The organism is Actinophytocola xanthii (assembly GCF_001921205.1).
In the GTDB taxonomy this organism is placed as follows: domain Bacteria; phylum Actinomycetota; class Actinomycetes; order Mycobacteriales; family Pseudonocardiaceae; genus Actinophytocola; species Actinophytocola xanthii.
Map to the genome: position 1 here is coordinate 37,548 of NZ_MSIE01000060.1, position 16,810 is coordinate 54,357.

16 protein-coding genes are annotated in these 16,810 nt (G+C 71.8%); 6 read left to right on the plus strand and 10 right to left on the minus strand.

Annotated elements, in window-relative coordinates:
* The first annotated feature begins 91 nt into the window (after positions 1-91).
* On the plus strand, positions 92-1,312 hold the full coding sequence (locus tag BU204_RS28930; RefSeq protein ID WP_198943028.1) for a CaiB/BaiF CoA transferase family protein: 1,221 nt from the start codon (positions 92-94) through the stop codon (positions 1,310-1,312).
* On the plus strand, positions 1,309-2,076 hold the full coding sequence (locus BU204_RS28935) for an enoyl-CoA hydratase/isomerase family protein (RefSeq protein ID WP_075128943.1): 768 nt from the start codon (positions 1,309-1,311) through the stop codon (positions 2,074-2,076). The genes BU204_RS28930 and BU204_RS28935 overlap by 4 nt, the downstream gene beginning before the upstream one ends.
* A gap of 20 nt (positions 2,077-2,096) precedes the next feature.
* Here BU204_RS28935 and BU204_RS28940 read toward each other — a convergent pair whose 3' ends face one another.
* Both BU204_RS28940 and BU204_RS28945 read right to left on the minus strand, forming a co-directional pair.
* The gene (locus tag BU204_RS28940; protein WP_198943029.1) at positions 2,097-2,867 is read right to left on the minus strand and encodes an IclR family transcriptional regulator; all 771 of its coding nucleotides are present in this window, start codon (positions 2,865-2,867) and stop codon (positions 2,097-2,099) included.
* Positions 2,868-2,891: 24 nt separating this feature from the next.
* Positions 2,892-4,235, minus strand: coding sequence for an SLC13 family permease (locus BU204_RS28945; protein WP_075128945.1), 1,344 nt, complete (start codon positions 4,233-4,235; stop codon positions 2,892-2,894).
* Between the two features lie 103 nt (positions 4,236-4,338).
* On the opposite strand from BU204_RS28945, the gene BU204_RS28950 reads away from it, so the two are divergent.
* Both BU204_RS28950 and BU204_RS28955 read left to right on the plus strand, forming a co-directional pair.
* Positions 4,339-5,505, plus strand: a complete 1,167-nt coding sequence (locus tag BU204_RS28950) for a pyridoxal-phosphate-dependent aminotransferase family protein (protein WP_075128946.1) — start codon at positions 4,339-4,341, stop codon at positions 5,503-5,505.
* Positions 5,502-8,369, plus strand: coding sequence for an FAD-binding and (Fe-S)-binding domain-containing protein (locus tag BU204_RS28955; protein ID WP_075128947.1), 2,868 nt, complete (start codon positions 5,502-5,504; stop codon positions 8,367-8,369). Before BU204_RS28950 ends, BU204_RS28955 begins: the two co-directional genes overlap by 4 nt.
* Positions 8,370-8,382: 13 nt before the next feature.
* On the opposite strand, the gene BU204_RS28960 is transcribed toward BU204_RS28955, so the two are convergent.
* The 6 genes from BU204_RS28960 to BU204_RS28985 all read right to left on the minus strand — a co-directional run bounded on the left by BU204_RS28960 (position 8,383) and on the right by BU204_RS28985 (position 13,718).
* Positions 8,383-9,159 carry a class I SAM-dependent methyltransferase gene (locus tag BU204_RS28960; protein WP_075128948.1) on the minus strand — a complete coding sequence of 259 codons (777 nt, stop codon included), beginning with the start codon at positions 9,157-9,159 and terminating at the stop codon, positions 8,383-8,385.
* A gap of 35 nt (positions 9,160-9,194) precedes the next feature.
* Complete coding sequence (locus tag BU204_RS28965) at positions 9,195-10,166, minus strand: glycine betaine ABC transporter substrate-binding protein (RefSeq protein ID WP_075128949.1); 972 nt, start codon at positions 10,164-10,166, stop codon at positions 9,195-9,197.
* Positions 10,163-10,936 (minus strand): ABC transporter permease, encoded by a 774-nt coding sequence (locus BU204_RS28970; RefSeq protein WP_075128950.1) that lies wholly within the window; start codon positions 10,934-10,936, stop codon positions 10,163-10,165. The genes BU204_RS28965 and BU204_RS28970 overlap by 4 nt, the downstream gene beginning before the upstream one ends.
* Positions 10,933-12,063 carry an ABC transporter ATP-binding protein gene (locus BU204_RS28975; protein WP_075128951.1) on the minus strand — a complete coding sequence of 377 codons (1,131 nt, stop codon included), beginning with the start codon at positions 12,061-12,063 and terminating at the stop codon, positions 10,933-10,935. Before BU204_RS28975 ends, BU204_RS28970 begins: the two co-directional genes overlap by 4 nt.
* Positions 12,056-12,703, minus strand: coding sequence for an ABC transporter permease (locus tag BU204_RS28980; RefSeq protein WP_075128972.1), 648 nt, complete (start codon positions 12,701-12,703; stop codon positions 12,056-12,058). Before BU204_RS28980 ends, BU204_RS28975 begins: the two co-directional genes overlap by 8 nt.
* Positions 12,704-12,899: 196 nt before the next feature.
* Entirely contained in the window at positions 12,900-13,718 is an 819-nt protein-coding gene (locus tag BU204_RS28985; RefSeq protein WP_075128973.1) for an SDR family NAD(P)-dependent oxidoreductase, read from the minus strand.
* A gap of 82 nt (positions 13,719-13,800) precedes the next feature.
* On the opposite strand from BU204_RS28985, the gene BU204_RS28990 reads away from it, so the two are divergent.
* Entirely contained in the window at positions 13,801-14,379 is a 579-nt protein-coding gene (locus tag BU204_RS28990; protein ID WP_075128952.1) for a TetR/AcrR family transcriptional regulator, read from the plus strand.
* A gap of 10 nt (positions 14,380-14,389) precedes the next feature.
* On the opposite strand, the gene BU204_RS28995 is transcribed toward BU204_RS28990, so the two are convergent.
* Positions 14,390-15,004, minus strand: coding sequence for a DUF3159 domain-containing protein (locus BU204_RS28995; RefSeq protein WP_075128953.1), 615 nt, complete (start codon positions 15,002-15,004; stop codon positions 14,390-14,392).
* Positions 15,001-16,101, minus strand: a complete 1,101-nt coding sequence (locus BU204_RS29000; RefSeq protein ID WP_075128954.1) for an FAD-dependent oxidoreductase — start codon at positions 16,099-16,101, stop codon at positions 15,001-15,003. Before BU204_RS29000 ends, BU204_RS28995 begins: the two co-directional genes overlap by 4 nt.
* Positions 16,102-16,188: 87 nt before the next feature.
* On the opposite strand from BU204_RS29000, the gene BU204_RS29005 reads away from it, so the two are divergent.
* Positions 16,189-16,794: a TetR/AcrR family transcriptional regulator gene (locus tag BU204_RS29005; protein WP_075128955.1), complete on the plus strand. Its 606-nt coding sequence runs from the start codon at positions 16,189-16,191 to the stop codon at positions 16,792-16,794.
* Positions 16,795-16,810 lie beyond the last annotated feature (16 nt).

The window sequence follows — 16,810 nt, forward strand, 5'->3', positions numbered from 1 at the left end:
GAAGAACCGCCCGAAGGTGCCGGGAGCCCGGCCTTGACCGCGCTCGAGCGGCGCTCGTATGGTCAGTGTTCCACTGTACGAGCATCGTGCCGTGTCACGGCACGTGGCAGGGGACGCGATGACGCTGGCGCTGGAGCACCTGACGATCGTCGACCTGAGCCAGGTGATGGCCGGGCCCTTCTGCTGCCAGCTGCTCGGGGACCTCGGCGCCGACGTGATCAAGGTCGAGCCGGTCGACCGTGGAGACGCGACCAGGGAGGCCACCGGCCACCGGCTGCCCAACGGCGAGAGCGCGGCCTTCGTGGCGGTGAACCGGAACAAGCGGAGCATCGCCATCGACCTGCGCACCCCCGGCGGGCTGGCCGCCTTCCACCGGCTCGTCCGCACCGCCGACGTGGTGGTGGAGAGCTTCCGGCCGGGCGTCGCGGCCCGCCTCGGGATCGACTATCCCTCGCTGCGCGAGGTCAACGAGCGGATCGTCTACGCCTCGATCTCCGGGTTCGGCCAGACCGGTCCGTACGCGCACCGGCCGGGCTACGACCTGATCGCCCAGGCCATGTCCGGGATCATGAGCGTGACCGGGGAGCCGACCGGGGCACCGGTCAAGTCCGGCGTCCCCGTCGCGGACCTGTCCGCCGGGCTGCTGTGCGCGGTGGGCATCCTCAGCGCCTGTCTGGCGCGCACGGTCACCGGCCGCGGCCAGGCCGTGGACACCTCCCTCTACGACGCGGCGCTCGCCATGTCGGTGTGGGAGACAGCCGAGCTGTGGGCGACCGGCCGGGCGCCGGGGCGGCTCGGCTCCGCGCACCGGGTCAACGCGCCCTACGAGGCGTTCCCCACCCGCGACAGCCACCTCACGATCGGCGCCAACAACGCCCGCCTGTGGCAGCGGCTCTGCGTCGCGCTCGACCGGCCGGACCTGCTCGAGGACCCGCGGTTCGCCACCAACACCGACCGGGTGCGCAACCGCGACCAGCTCTCCGGCGAGCTCGGCGCGACGCTGGCCGAGCGCGACACCGACGAGTGGGTCGAGCTGCTGCTGGCAGCGGGTGTGCCGGCCGGACCGATCCGGGACTACGCCCAGTCCTGTTCGGACCCGCACACCCTGGCCAGGGAGATGGTGGTGGAGATGGACCACCCCGCGGAGGGCACGGTGCGCGCGCTCGGCATCCCGGTCAAGCTCAGCGAGAACGCCGGCGCGATCCGTCGGGTGCCGCCGGCCCTGGGCGAGCACACCGACGAGATCCTCGGTGCGGTGGGCTACTCGGAGGCCGACATCGAGGCGCTGCGGGCGAACGGAGCCGTGCGATGAGCGTCGAGGTCAGCGTCGAGGGAGCGGTCGCGACGGCCACGGTGAACCGGCCGTCCGCGCGCAACGCGATGACGATGCCCATGTACGAGGCGCTGGCCGACTTCTGCGCCGCGGTCGACGAGAACCCCGAGGTGCGGGTCGCCGTCCTACGCGGCGCCGGGGGCACGGCGTTCGTCTCCGGCACCGACATCAACCACTTCCGGGGCTTCGAGGGCGCGGAGGACGGTCTGGACTACGAGCGCCGGGTCGAGTCGGTGCTGGCACGGATCGAGCGGGTCCGGGTGCCGACGGTCGCGGTCGTCGAGGGCTACGCGACCGGTGGCGGGCTGTCCATCGCGGCGGCGTGCGACCTGCGGATCTGCACCCCGGCGGCGCGGTTCGGCCTGCCGATCGCCCGCACGCTGGGCAACTGCGTGTCGATGCCGACCTACGCCCGGCTGGTGCACCTGCTCGGCGCCACCCGCACCACCCACCTGATCTTCACGGCCGGTTTCGTGGACGCCGAGGAGGCCGTCCGGATCGGACTGGCCGGCGAGCTGGTCGCCGACGAGGACCTCGAGCCGCGGCTGGCCGAGCTGTGCGAGCAGCTCGCCGGGCACGCACCGCTGACCATGCGCGCCACCAAGACCGCGCTGCGTCGGCTGCGTGAGCACGCGCTGCCGGCCGACGACGACCTGATCTCGCTGTGCTACGGCAGCGACGACTTCCGCGAGGGCGTCAGCGCCTTCCTCGACAAGCGCCGGTCCCGGTGGCGTGGCCGGTGAGCGGGACGCGGTGCGACGCCTCAGGAGCCCGGTGGCCGCCGGTAGCCGAGCGTCGCACTGATCCGCCTGGCCGCCTGCCGCACCAGCGCACCGTAGGACTCGCGCTGCCGCTCGGACATCCGGCTCCCCGGTGCCGACACCGACAGGCTCGCCGAGGCAACACCGCTCTGGTCGAAGATCGCCGAGGCGACGGCGGAGATGTCGGTTCGCCACTCGCCCACGTTCGTGGCGAAACCCCGTTCGCGCACCCGTTCCAGCTCGGCGAGGAACTCCTCCCAGTCCACGATGGTCCGCTCGGTGTGGCGCTCGAGCCGGTCGCCAAGGATTGTCCGGACCTCCTCGGGCGTGCGGTGGGCCAGGATCGCCTTGCCGTTGGACGAGCCGTGCAGCGGCACCGCGCTGCCGAGCTCGATCACCGCGCGGACCGGGTGCTCGGTCTCCACCTTGTCGATCAGCACCGCGTGGTCCCCGCGCAACACCATCAGGTGCGCCGTCTCGCCGGTCTCGCGGCGCAGCTCGCGCATCACCGGCAGGGCCGCGTCCCGGACCCCGATGTCGGCGACCGCGCGCTGTCCGATATGGAGGGCGTGCGGGGAGAGCACCCACCGGGTGGTCTCCCCGCCGTCCGGGTAGATCCACCCGGCGGTCCACAGTGTCTGCAGCGCCCGCTGGACGGAGCTTTTCGGCATGCCCAGCCGGCGGGACAGCTCGCCCACTCCCGCCGGCTGCGCGTACGCCACCTCCTCGAGAACCCGGAAAGCCGCGAGAACCGTGCGCATCCCCTCACCCACTCCCCCAGTGTAGGCAGATCGCGACTACAGCCAGCCCGGCAACACGAAGATCATCCAGGCCAGCACCGGCGCGACGATGATCATGGACATGCCCCAGATCATCAGGCCGCGGAACACCCGGTCCCGGACGTCCTCCGGCGTGCTCGCCACGGTGAGCGCGCCGCTGGTCGAGAACGGCGAGGAGTCGACCACCGACGAGGAGATCGCCAGCGCCACGATCAGGCCCACCGCACCCACCTGACCGGTCAGCAGGAACGGCACGGCGAGCGGGATCAGCGCGCCGAGTATCCCCGTCGTGGACGCGAACGCGGACACGGCGGCACCGATCAGGCAGATCACGAACGCGGCGAGCAGCGGGACACCGATGTCGGCGACGCTGTCGCCGAGCATGTCGATCGTGCCCTGGCGTTCGAGCAGCGCCACGTAGGTCACCACACCGCAGATCAGCAGCACGGTCGGCCAGGCGACCTGCGCCACGCCCGCCTTGGTCTCGCGCGGGAACAGCACGCAGATGACCGTGGCGATGCTCAGGGCGAGCAGGCCCACGTCGATGTCGAACGCGAGTGCGCCGGCCACCAGCACGACCAGGCCGGTGAGGGTGACCACCCGCTGGGCGTTGAGCGTGGTGACCTCGACTGCCGCCGGGGCCGTCCGGGTGGCGGTCGCGGCCCCACCGCCGCCGGTGCTCTCCGGCCGGACGTCGACTTCGGGTTCGGCCTCCGGCGCGGGCGCCGAGTCGTCCGTGCCGTCCTCCGCCCGCCGGTGGAGCAGGTCCCGACCGCCGAACAGCACGAACACCACGAGGCTGAGCAGCACGTTGAACAGGAAGGAGCCCAGCCACAGCAGGGCCGGGTTGCCCGGCAGGTCGCTGCGCTCGACCACGCCATTGGTGATGACGCCGAAGACGCCGATCGGCGAGAAGCCGCCGGCGCTGCCGCCGTTGATGATGAGCAGCCCCATGAGCATCGGGTTGATCCGGTGGCGCACGGCGAAGGTCATGCCCACCGGCGCCATGATCGCCACCGCACCCGGTACCACCGCGCCGACCGAGGTCAGCAGTCCGGTGACCAGGAACATGACCCACGGGATGAGCGCGATACGTCCGCGCACAGCGCGGACTCCCATGTGGATGAGCCAGTCCACGGTGCCGTTGGCCTTGGCGATGGCGAACAACAGCGTGACACCGACGAGTACGACGAACAGATCACCGGGGAAGCCGGAGAACAGGTCGTCCTCGCTTTCCCCGAATACGAGCGTACCGAGCAGAAATGCACCGAGAAATGCGATCGCACCCATGTTCACGGAACGCAGGGTGGCTAACAGGACGATGAGGACCAGGACGACTATCGAGACTATTTGTCCAGCCATATAGGACTCCCCGAGAGACAACGGCGACTCGCGAGAACGGAGGAAGTATGACCTGAAACACAAATTGCAGTCAATAGTTCACGATCACCGACAGGAGTTGGCGATGCCATACCCGGCCGGACGACATTTCCTGCAAATTCCCGGTCCGACGAATGTGCCGGACCGGGTCCTGCGCGCGATTTCCGCGCCGACCATCGACCACAGAGGACCGGAGTTCGCGGAGCTCGCCCGGGAGGTGCTGAGCGCGCTCGGGCCCGTGTTCGGCACCGCGGGCCCGGTGGTGGTCTACCCGTCCTCGGGTACCGGCGCGTGGGAGGCGGCGCTGGTCAACACGCTCAGCCCCGGTGACCGCGTACTGGCCTTCGAGACCGGCCACTTCGCGACCCTGTGGCGGGAGCTCGCGGAGAAGCTCGGCCTGGTGGTGGACTTCGTGCCGGGTGACTGGCGCCACGGTGTCGACCCGGCCGCGGTGGCCGAGCGCCTCGAGCGGGACACCGGGCACTCGGTGCGCGCGGTGTGCGTGGTGCACAACGAGACCTCAACCGGCGTGACCAGCCGGGTCCCGGAGGTGCGGCGGGCGCTCGATGAGACCGGACACCCGGCGCTGCTGCTCGTCGATACCGTGTCCTCCCTCGGCTCGATCGACTACCGGCACGACGAGTGGGGCGTGGACGTCACGATCTCCTGCTCCCAGAAGGGGTTGATGCTCCCGCCCGGGCTCGGGTTCAACGCGGTCAGCGAGAAGGCGCTGCGCGCGGCCGACTCGGCGACACTGCCCCGCTCCTACTGGGACTGGCGACCGATCCTGACCGCGAACGAGCGCGGCTTCTTTCCGTACACGCCTCCGACCAACCTGTTGTACGGGCTGGTCGAGAGCGTGGCGATGCTGCGCGAGGAAGGGCTCGACCAGGTGTTCCAACGGCACCGTCGCCACGCCGCGGCCACCCGGGCGGCTGTTCGCGGCTGGGGGCTGGAGGTGCTCTGCCTCGACGAGCGTGAGCACTCCGCCTCGCTCACCGCGGTCCTGGTCCCCGAGGGGCACGACGCCGACAAGCTCCGCGAGCTGATCCTGGACCGCTTCAACATGTCGCTGGGCACGGGCCTGGGCCGGCTGGCCGGCCGGGTGTTCCGCATCGGCCATCTCGGCGACCTCAACGACCTCTCGCTGGCCGGCACCCTGTCCGGCGTCCAGATGGGACTCCAGCTGGCAGGCGTGCCGATCGACAGCGGCGGCATCACCGCCGCCCTGCGGGTCCTGGAGGAGGCATGAGCAGGGACCTGTTGGAGCGGCTGCGGGCGGACCTGTCCGGGGAGGTCCAGTTCGACGACTACACCCGACAGCTGTACGCCAGGGACGCCAGCATGTACGCGATCACACCCCTGGGGGTTGCGTTCCCGCGGGACGCCGACGACGTGGCGGCGGCAGTAGCGGCCGCCGCCGAGTACGACGTTCCGGTGGTCCCGCGCGGCGCGGGAACCAGCCTCGCCGGGCAGACCGTAGGACCCGGGCTGGTGCTCGACCTGTCCCGGCACCTGAGCCGGATCATCGAGCTGGACCCCGAGGCGAAGGTCGCCCGGGTCCAGCCCGGGGTCGTCCAGGACCAGCTGAACCGGGCCGCCGCGGCGCACGGGCTGATGTTCGGTCCGGACACCTCCACCAGCAACCGGGCCACGATCGGCGGGATGATCGGCAACAACTCCGCCGGCAGCGGCTCGGTGCGCTACGGGATGACCATCGACCACGTCCGCGAGCTCGAGGTGGTGCTCTCCGACGCCTCGACCGCGACGTTCGGGCCTGGTGCTGTTCCGTCCACCACGGACGGCCTGCTCGGCAGGCTGTACCGCGAGCTGCCCCTGCTGCTCGAGGCCAACCGGGACGCCGTGGCGACCGGGTTCCCCTCGTTCTGGCGCAGGGCCGGCGGGTACCGGCTCGACCGGCTGGCCCGCGAGTTCGACCTGGCCAAGTTCGTCGTCGGGTCCGAGGGCACGCTCGTCGTCGCCACCAGCGCGGTGGTCGGCCTGGTGGACAAGCCGCGGCGGACGGTGATCGCGGTCGGGCACTTCGCCTCCACCCGGGCGGCCATCGAGGCGACCGAGGACGCGCTGGCCTGCGAGCCGGCCGCGGTGGAGCTGATGGACCGCACGATCCTGGACCTGTCCCGCGTACGCCCGGAGTACGCCACGCTCGGCACGATCCTGCACGGCGACCCGGACGCGCTGCTGTTCGTCAGCTTCACCGGCGACGACGAGGCCGAGCTGCTCGGCCGGCTGCGGCGGCTGACCTCGTTGTGGGGCAGGCACGGCCACGGCTACCACACCCTGGAGGCCGTCACCCCGGCCCAGCAGGGTGCGCTGCTGAAGGTGCGCAAGTCCGGTCTCGGGCTGCTGATGGCCGCGAGCGTGGGCGGCAGCCGACCGCTGGCCTTCGTCGAGGACACCGCCGTCGACCCGAAGTACCTGCCGGAGTACACGGCTCGGTTCGCCGCGATCCTCGAGCGACATGGCCTGCGGGCCGGCTTCTACGGCCACTGCTCGGTGGGCTGCCTGCACGTCCGCCCGTTCATCGACCTCACCGAGCCGGGCGGGGTGGCGCTGCTGCGCACCGTCGCCGAGGAGATCAAGCATCTGGTCGGCGAGTACGGCGGGGTCAACTCGAGCGAGCACGGCGACGGGCTGGCCCGCAGCGAGTTCAACCGGGAGCTGTTCGGCGACGAGCTGTACGAGGCCATGCGCGCCGTGAAGCAGTTGTTCGACCCCCGGGGCACGCTGAACCCCGGCAAGATCGTCGACGCGCCTGCGATGACCGACAACCTGCGCGACCCGGCCCTGCCGGCGGCGCGACCGTTCGACACGCGACTGCCGTTCGAGGTGGTGGGCGGCATGCGTGGCGCCGCGGACCGGTGCATGAACATCGGCCTGTGCCGCAAGGACGCCGCGGGCGCGATGTGCCCGTCCTACATGGCCACCCACCGCGAGGAGGACTCCACCCGCGGCCGGGCCAACGCGCTCGTCCACGCGCTGTCCACCCCGGACCCGCGCACCGCGCTCGGCGACGACCGGCTGCACGAGGTGCTGGACCTGTGCCTGATGTGCAAGGCGTGCAAGAGCGAGTGCCCGCTGGGCGTGGACATGGCCAAGCTGAAGAGCGAGGCGCTGTCCCACCGCCACGACCGCTACGGCGTGCCGCTGCGCTCCCGCGTGTTCGGGGGCATCCGCACCCTGAACCGGCTCGGTTCGGCGACCGCCCCGCTGTCCAACCGGGTCGGCGCGGTGCGACCGCTGATGGAGCGGTACCTCGGCATCACGGCGCGACGGCCGCTTCCCCGCTTCGAGCGCCGAAACCTCGTGCGCTGGTTCCGCCGCCGCCCGGTGCCCTCGGCCGCACCGCGCGGGCCGGTCGTCCTGCTGGCCGACTCGTTCACCACGTTCACCGAGCCGGCGATCGGTCGGGCGGCGGTGGAGCTGCTCGAGCTGGCCGGGCACCGGGTGCGGCTGGTCTCGGAGGGCTGCTGCGGCCGGTCGAGCCTGTCGAAGGGGTTGCTGGACGATGCCAGGGCCAAGGCCTCGGCGCTGACCGACCGGCTGGCCGCGACCGAGGGCCCGGTCACCGGCTGCGAGCCGTCCTGCCTGCTGACCCTGCGCGACGAGGCGTTGTCGCTGCTGCCCGACGACCCGCGGGCTTCGACCGTCGCGGGGCGGGTGCGTCAGGTCGAGGAGCTGCTGACCGAGGCCATCGACGACGGAGCCCTCCGCCTGGCCGAGGACGCCTGGCCCGCCGGGCACCGGATCCTGTTCCACGGGCACTGCCACCAGAAGGCCGAGGTCGGTACGGCGGCGACCGTCGCGTTGCTCTCCCGCCTGCCCGGCGCCGAGATCGTGGAGCTGGACGCGGGCTGCTGCGGGATGGCCGGCTCGTTCGGTTTCGAGGCCGAGCACTACGAGGTGTCGATGACCATCGGCGAGGACCGGCTGTTCCCCGCGGTGCGGTCCGAACCGGACACGACGGTCCTCGCGGCGACCGGCGTCTCCTGCCGGCAGCAGATCGCCCACGGCACGGCGCGACGCGCCCACCACCCGGTCGAGCTGGTGCTGGCGGCGGTCCGCGGCACGGGGGCCGGGGCGACGCCCCCGTGACGGTGCCGGGGTGTCAGCGGCGACGCGGCCAGGGCTCCGGTACGGTCCCGGCCACCGTCGTCGCCACCGTCATCGTCCAGGTGTGGACGAACGTCCCGTCGGGGCGAGGACGCATCCCGGTCGGCGGGCCGCCGCGCAGCTCCTCGGCGAACCGTGCGCGGATCCGCTCCCGCGTGCCGGGTGGCGTGGCGGTGCGCTCGAGCCAGTCCTCGAGGTCCACGGGCTGGTCGTGCGCCGAGGACGAGACCACCTCGGCGCCGGCGCCGCGGAGCAGCGTGTGGATCTGGGCGAGGGTGAGCGTCGTGCCGTGGCTGGGGTCACGGAGGCGTTCGATGCTGTTGGCCTCCTCGGCCACCGCGGGGTCATCGTCGGCGGTCAGGTCGACCACGGCGACCCGGCCGGCGGTCACCCGGACCATCTCCCGGACCACGCCCGCCGGGTCGGCGACCTGGTGCAGGGCGAGGCGGCACACGGTGAGGTCGAACAGCGCGTCGCGGCAGGGCAGCGCCGTCGCGTCGCCCCGCAGGAAGGTGACGTTCGCGTCGCCAGCCAGGCGGCGGCCCTGGGCCAGCATCTCCGGCGTCAGGTCGAGCGCGAGGACGTGTGCCACGTGCGGGGCGAGTGCCCGGCCGAGGTGCGCGGCACCCGCGGCCACGTCGAGCACCAGGTCGGTCGGGGACGGCTCGAGCTCGGCGAGGATCCAGTCCAGGCCCGCCGCCGCGAAGCCGGTGTCGGTGAAGGTGTGCGCCTGCAGGCGGAACTGTGCACGCACCGCGTCGTTGTGGTGCACGGCCGCCTCCCGGACTCGCCACCGGTGGTGGCGTCTCACTCGGGGTTGGTCACGAAACCCTGTTCTACCAGCCAGTCACGGGCGACGACAGCGGGGTCGTCCCCGTCGCCGTCGATCCTGACCGACAGCTCGAGGATCACGTCGTTGTTCAGCTTCGCCGAGACCGGGTCCAGGACGTCGGCGAGCTGCGGGTAGCGCTCCAGGAACTCGGTGCGCACGGTCACCGCGGCGTTGTACTGGGGGAAGGTCTTCTTGTCGTCCTCGAGCACGGCCAGGTCGAGGGTGAGCACGCGGCCGTCGGTGGTGAAGACCTCGCCGAAGTTGCAGGTGCGACCCGCGGCCAGGGTGGCGTAGATGGCCCCGACACCGAAGGTCTTGATGCTGGCGTCGGGGACGTCGAAGCCGTAGGTCTGCTCCGCGCCCAGCAGCCCGTCCTGGCGGCTGATGAACTCCGACTCCATGCAGAACGTTCCCAGCGACGGGTCCTTCTTCAGCAACGCCACCATGTCCGACATCGTCCGCAGGCCGTGCCGGTCGGCGAACTCGCGGGTCGTGGCCAGCGCGTACTTGTCGTTAACCGGCGAGTAGTCCAGCCACGCGATGCCGAAGCGCTCCGCGTCGGCCTTCTTCACCGCGTCGTACTGGCCCTGCTCGTCGCGGATCGGCTCGGTCTGCTGCTGGAAGTTGATCCAGCTCGTGCCGGTGTACTCCCAGTACAGGTCGACGTCCCCGACCTCCAGTGCCTGCCGCACGCTGGGCGAGCCCTGGATGTTGGTCAGGTCCTCGACGTCGGCACCGGCCGCCTCCAGGGCGACCTGGGCGATGTAGCCGAGCAGGATCTGCTCGGTGAAGTTCTTCGACCCCACCTTGATGTCCACACCGGCCAGCTCCGGCACCGGCCGGATCGACCCCGGACCCACCTCGAACGGCAGGGAGTACCCCGCGGCGAGGCCGCAGCCGCTCAGCAGCAGCGACGTACTGGCGAGGAAACCGGCCAGGCGCCTCATCGCAACCCCTTCGGTCCGAGATAGCGTTCGGCCAACGCACCCAGCCAGTCGACCAGCAACGCCAGTCCGACGGTGAGCGTCGCACCGGTCAGCAGCACCGTCGTGCGGGCCACCCGGTAGCCGGTGTCGATGATGAACCCGAGACCGCCGCCGTTGACGAACAACGCCAGCGTCGCGGTGCCGACCGCCAGCACGAGCGAGGTCCGCAGCCCGGCCAGGATCAGCGGCACGGCGAGCGGCAGCTCCACCCGGCGCAGCACCCCGAACGCGGAGAGACCGATCCCGCGACCGGCGTCCACAAGAGATGGATCGACCTGCTGGATGCCCACCATCGTGTTGCGCAGCACCGGGAGCAGGGACACGAACGCCAGCGGAATCGCGGCCGCCCAGAGGCCTTCCTGTTCGGTGAACAGGAAGTAGAGCACGATGACGCCGATCGCCGGTGCGGCCTGGCCGATCGTGGCGATGCCGAGGAACACCGGTACGACGGCCTTCGCCCACGGTCTGGTGAGGACGATGCCGAGCGGGATCGCCACGACGACGACGAGCACCGTCACCGCGATCGTGATCAGCACGTGCTCCCAGGTCGCCTTGAGCAGGGTGGACGCGTTGAGCGTTACCACCTCGATCGCGTCCAGCTCGGTGTTGAACGCCCACAGCAGCACCGCGGCCACCAGCAGCAGCGCCGCGATCGGCTGCAGGAACAACCGGACCAGCTCCGCACGACGGGAGCCGGAGTCGACGGTGAGAACCGGGTCGGTCGCGGTCATGAGGCGTGTTCCTCACGCAGCTCCCGGATCTTGGCCACCACGGTGTCCAGCTGGACCGTGCCCACGTACTCACCGCGCGACCCGGTGACCACCGCGTCACCGCCCTCGGTGAGGATCGCCTCCAACGCGTCCTGCAGGGTCGACCGCTCGCTCACCGAGTCGCCGACCGGGTTCCCGATTCCGTCGAGCGAGTCGCCGCCGAGCTGACGGTGGTGCACCCAGCGCAGCGGGCGGCGCTGGCCGTCCAGCACCAGCGCGTACTTGCGGCTCTGGGTCTCGAGCCGGCGCCGCACCTCGGCCGGGCTCTCGTCCTCGGCGGCGATCACGGCCTCGGCCATCTCGATGTCCCGCACCCGCAACAGGGTCAGCTGCTTGAGCGAGGCCCCGGCGCCGACGAACCCGGCGACGGTGTCGTCGGCCGGGTTGGCCAGGATCGCCTCGGGCGTGTCGTACTGAAGGATCCGCGACCGGTCGCCGAGAACCGCGATCCGGTCGCCGAGCTTGACCGCCTCGTCGAAGTCGTGGGTGACGAACACGATCGTCTTGCGCAGCTCCGCCTGCAACCGCATCAGCTCGTCCTGCAGGTTGCCGCGCGTGATCGGGTCGACGGCGCCGAACGGCTCGTCCATCAGCAGCACCGGCGGGTCCGCGGCGAGCGCCCGTGCCACGCCGACCCGTTGCTGCTGGCCGCCGGAGAGCTGCCGGGGGTAGCGGTCGCGGAACCGGCCGGGCTCGAGGCCGACCAGCTCGAGCATCTCCTCGACGCGGGCGGCGGTCCGCTGCCGCGACCAGCCGAGCAGCCCCGGCACCATGCCGACGTTCTGCGCCACGGTGAAGTGCGGGAAGAGACCGGCCTGCTGGATCGCGTAGCCGATCCCGCGGCGCAGCTCGTCCGGGTCCAGGCTCAACGCGTCCCGGCCGCCGATGGTGATCCGGCCGCTGGTCGGCTCGATCAGGCGGTTGATCATCCGCATCGTGGTGGTCTTGCCGCAACCGGACGGTCCCACGAAGACTGTCGTCTCCCCTGGGTTGATGGTCATCGTGAAGCGGTCCACCGCGGGATCCTGTTGCCCCGGATAGCGCTTGGTCACCTCGTCGAGCTCGATGCCGACGGACTGTTCAGCCACGAATCCCCCTCGAGGTGGTGAGGCGAGCGATGATCAGGTAGAGCGCGTCGATGGCCAGCGCCATCACCACGATGCCGATCGTGCCGGCCAGCGCCTGGTTGGTGGCGTTGGCCGCACCGGCCCGGTTCAGCCCGGAGAAGATCTCGGTGCCGAGCCCGGGGCCTTTGGCGTAGGCGGCGATCGCGGCGATGCCCATCAGCATCTGCGTGCTGACGCGCATTCCGGCGAGGATCGCCGGCCACGCGAGCCGCAGCTCCACCCTGCCCAGCACCGCCACCCGGTTCATTCCGATGCCCCGGGCCGCGTCGGTGACCGCCGGGTCGACGCCGCCGAGGCCGACGATCGTGTTGCGCACGATCGGCAGCAGCGCGTAGAGCACGAGCGCGGTCACCGTCGGCGCCACGCCCAGGCCCACCAACGGGATCAGCAGGCCGAGCAACGCGAACGACGGGATGGTCAGGACCATGCTGGCCAACGCGGTGGCCGCGATCGAGCCGATCGGGCTCCGGTAGACCGCGACTCCCACCAGGACGCCGATCACCGCGGCCACCAGCGTGCACTGGATCACCACGCTGGCGTGCTGGTAGGCCTCGACGGCCAGCCGGGGCCAACGGTCGACGACGAACTCCCAGAGGGTCACCTCCGGCCACCTCCCCCCGACGACGAACGCGTCCGCCCTCGTCACTCTTCGTCCATTCGCACCCACCGTTTCGTAAAGTTGACCTACCTGGCAAGTGCGGCGCGTCTGTATCCGGCCGGTTACATCGGTCCTGACCTGCCACAACGAACTCAGGTAACAAAATCGCGTAACCGTCGGTTCCACAGTGGATAGGGCGTCAGGACGCCGGTCCAGCGGAGAGGAGCCGCCGCGTCAGCAGGTGCAGTCGTGCGGCGTCGGCGTGGTCGTCCTCACCGACCGCGAGTGGCAGGCGGGTGCCGCGGGCGTACAGGGTGAACGGCTCCTCGGGTGGCGCGGCGATGAGCTCGGCCATCGGTGCGACGGCCCTGTCGGGCGGGCTGCCGAGTACCCGGGCGAGCAGGCGCACCACGGCCCGCGCGGGCCGGCCCAGGGCGCCCTGGTGGCTGGACCGGACGAACCCGGGGTTGAACAGCACGTAGCGCACGTGGTCGCCGCCGATGCGCAGGCCGGACAGGAAACCCATCCGCCGGCTCTGCAGGTTCGCCGCCCGCCAGCTGAACCCCTCGGCGAGTTGGAGGTCCTCCCAGCGGACGGCGGCCGCCGGGGCGCCGGGGACGGTGGTGTCGAGGACCAACGGGGTGGGCGCGGCGGCGAGCGAGCGGCTCAGCCCGGTGGCCAGCAGATGGCGGCTCAGGTAGTAGAGGGCGAAGGTGTGCTCGAACCCCTCCTCGGTGACCACCCGTTCGCGGTGCACGTAGGCGGCGGCGAGGACCAGCGCGTCGATGACCGGGAACCGTTCGGCGATCTCGGCCGTGACGCGCCTGTTCTCGGCCACCAGGCGAAGGTCGGCGGCGACGAAGTGCGGCGTGCCGCCCTCGCCCGCCTCCCGCACGAGCGAGTCGAACTTGCTCCCGTCCCGCCCGACCACGACGACCGTGGCACCTCGTCGGAGCTGGTCCAGGGCCAGTGCCCGGCCGATGCCGTCGGTACCGCCGGAGATCACCACCGTCGTCACGAGCTCTCCCACCTGTTCCGGATCAGTCGTTCCGCTTAAGCGTATCCGGAACGAATGATCCGGAACAAGGTAGGATCGCCGGGTGTCCACCGGGTCTCGACGGCAGCGCTGGGACGCCGCGCGCAACCACGACCAGGTGCTCGCCGCCGCCAGGGACCTGTTCAGCACGCGAGGACTGGCGACCGACGTGCGGGAGATCGCCACGCTGGCGGGCGTCGGCGTGGCGACGCTGTACCGGCACTTCCCCACCAAGGACGACCTCGTTCGGGCGGCGGTCGCGGACGACCTCGCCGAGTGGTGGGCGCTCACCCGGCGCGCGGCGGCCGAGGAAGACGCCTGGAGTGGGCTGTGCGCCTTCGTCGAACAGACGCTGGCCACCATGGCGCGGCACCGCGCCGTCCTGGATGGCGTCATGGCACCGGCCGCGGCGCCGGCGGCGTTCGAGGCCTGTCACACGCACCTGCGGGCGGAGCTCGACGGCCTGGTCCGGCGCGCGCACCAGCAGGGCACGCTGCGACCGGAGGTGTCGGCGGCCGACGTGAGCCTGCTGGTCCTGGCCCTCGGTCAGGTCGTGCGGCACACCGCGGAAAGCCCGGACGCCTGGCGCAGACACACCCACCTCGTCCTCGACGGCCTGCACGTCCGCGCCGCGCGGCGGTGACGCCCGCGGGTCAGGACGTGCCGCCCGCGGGGTGGTCGCGCAGCATCCGCCAGCACAGGTAGAAGCACCCACCGGTCGCCGGCGCGCCGAGCACGGTGCTCGCGATGCCGAGCGGGGTCACCTGGCCGGCGAGGTAGAGCGGGACCAGCACCGCCGCGGCGACGACGTTCTTCGCCAGCAGCAGGGCGGTGCACAGTTGGTAGCGCCGGCGGCGCACCCGGTCTCGTCGCCAGACCCGCCGCTCCCCGCGCGCGGTCGCGACCACGAGCCCGACCACCGGCCAGCCGACCAGCATGGAGCCCAGCAGCACCGCGGCACCGGCGATGTTGAGCAGCATGACCGGGAGGTAGTAGTCCACCGCGTTCCCGGTGCTGACGGCGAGCGCCGCGGACGCCCCGACGACCAGCAGCGCGGCACCGGCCTGCCAGTACTTCCGGTCGGTGCGGAGCCGGAGGACCGCCAGCACGAGCACGCCGCCGACCGCGACCAGAGCCGCCGTCGGCACCTGGCCGGTCACCAGGTAGGCGATGAGGAACAGCGCCCGCGACGTGACGCCCTCGGCGACCGTGCGCCACCCGCCCACCGCGGCGAACACCGACAGCGAGGTGCGGGTCAGCACGTTCACGGGCGCGCCCCCGCGGTCGCGGCGGTGTCCAGGTGCTCCCGGCGCATCGCGTCCTCGTAGGCGCCGATCGCGGCGGTCAACCCGCGCCGCCCGCCGGCGACATCGACCAGCGCGTCCCGCAGGCGGTGTGCGTCGCGCATCGCCAGGTTGGCACCGAAGCCCGGCGCCAGGTGGATCGCGTCGCCGAGGAGGGTCACCGGACCGGGCGACCAGGGCGGCGGCGGTGGGATCACCCCGATCCGGAGCGTGGCCGTCATGGCCGGCCACGCCTGGTCCAGCAGGTGTCGCACCGTCGGGTGCGGGTCGACGGTCGGGTCGGGGTGACCGGGCGCATGGGGCAGTGCCCACATCACGTAGTCCTCGAGCCCCGCCACGGCGCGCGGGGCCAGCGCGGGCAGCCACCGGTCGCGTGCGGCAGCGGGTGGTTCGGTGTACCGCAGCACGCCCAGGGCCATCGTCGTGTCGCCCAGGCGCGCACTGGTGGCGCTGTCCCCGATCAGGTCCGGGAGCCCGGTGCCGGCCGCGAGGCGCAGCGGGGTCGCTCCCATCAGCATGCGCCGGCCGGTGTCGTGGACGCGTACCGCCGGCAGGTACTGGCCGCGGACGACCGAGCCGATCCCGTCCGCGCCGACCAGCACGTCGGCGGTGTCCGTGCCGCCGTCGGCGAACCACGCCCGGACCGTGCCGTCGGGCCGGTGCTCGAACCGGGTGAGCTCGGTGCCGAAGCGCACGGCGTCCTCGAGCCCGGTCAGCAACACCGCCCGCAGCAGCGGCCGGTGGGCCTGGCGGCCGGGCCGGGCGCCGGCCGTGCCGTCGTAGGCGCGCTCGCCGACCACCGCCGGCCTGCCGTCGACTTCGGACAGGAGCAGGGTGCGCTCGCGCGGGCGCCCCATGGTCGCTTCCACCATCGCGAGGTGCCCCGGTGGCAGACATGCCCGCAGCGCCGCCGTTGCCCGGTCGTCGAGGTGCAGGCTCACCCCCTGCGGGCGCCCCCGTGCCCCGTCCCGCTCGTACACGACGACGTCGACACCGACCCGGCGCAGGCCCTGGGCCAGCGTCAGCCCCCCGAGGCCGGCCCCCACCACGATCACCCTCATCCGGACACCTTTCTTCATCAGTTGATGAAGTTCACCGTATCAAACTCCACCGTTCGATGAAGAAACCTGGGCTAGACTGTTCCGGTCATGGCAGAGCGGAGTACGGCCGGTCGCCCCGGGCGTTGGCGGTCCGGTGCGGAGAGCAGGCAGCGGATCCTGGAGACCGCCCGGGCGCTGTTCCGCCAGCACGGGTTCGGCGGGACGACCGTGCGCGCGGTCGCCACCGAGGCCGGTGTCGACCCGGCGATGGTGTTCTACTTCTTCGGCACGAAGCAGGGCCTGTTCAGCGCCGCCCTCGAGATGCCGCCGCACGTGCCACCGGCCATCGAGGCTGTCTTCGAGGGAGGTCTGGCCGGCGTCGGGGAGCGCCTGGTCCGGACGCTGGTGGAGAACATGGACAGGTCCGACCGAAGTCCACTCGCGACCTTGACGAGATCGGCCCCGACCCACGACCAGTCCCAGGCACTGCTCCGCGAGTTCATCGCCCGGGAGATCACCGCGCGGTTGACCGCGCTGCTCGACACGCCGGACGCGGAGGTGCGGGCGGGGATGGTGAACGTGCAGCTCCTCGGGCTGACCGTGGCGCGCTACATCGTCCGCATCGAGCCGATCGCCTCCGCCCCCGTCGAGGAGCTGGTCGCCAGGTTCGGTCCGGTCGTCCAGCACTGCCTGACCGGTCCGCCGGCAGCCTAGGGCGTACTTCGGGAGG

Bases quoted from the DNA above. Each gene is read 5' to 3' on its own strand.
- BU204_RS28955 (WP_075128947.1), top strand. From the start codon at position 5,502: ATGAGCAGGGACCTGTTGGAGCGGCTGCGGGCGGACCTGTCCGGGGAG.
- BU204_RS29000 (WP_075128954.1), bottom strand. From the start codon at position 16,101: ATGAGGGTGATCGTGGTGGGGGCCGGCCTCGGGGGGCTGACGCTGGCC.
- BU204_RS28945 (WP_075128945.1), bottom strand. From the start codon at position 4,235: ATGGCTGGACAAATAGTCTCGATAGTCGTCCTGGTCCTCATCGTCCTG.
- BU204_RS28965 (WP_075128949.1), bottom strand. From the start codon at position 10,166: ATGAGGCGCCTGGCCGGTTTCCTCGCCAGTACGTCGCTGCTGCTGAGC.
- BU204_RS29005 (WP_075128955.1), top strand. From the start codon at position 16,189: ATGGCAGAGCGGAGTACGGCCGGTCGCCCCGGGCGTTGGCGGTCCGGT.
- BU204_RS28950 (WP_075128946.1), top strand. From the start codon at position 4,339: ATGCCATACCCGGCCGGACGACATTTCCTGCAAATTCCCGGTCCGACG.
- BU204_RS28935 (WP_075128943.1), top strand. From the start codon at position 1,309: ATGAGCGTCGAGGTCAGCGTCGAGGGAGCGGTCGCGACGGCCACGGTG.
- BU204_RS28970 (WP_075128950.1), bottom strand. From the start codon at position 10,936: ATGACCGCGACCGACCCGGTTCTCACCGTCGACTCCGGCTCCCGTCGT.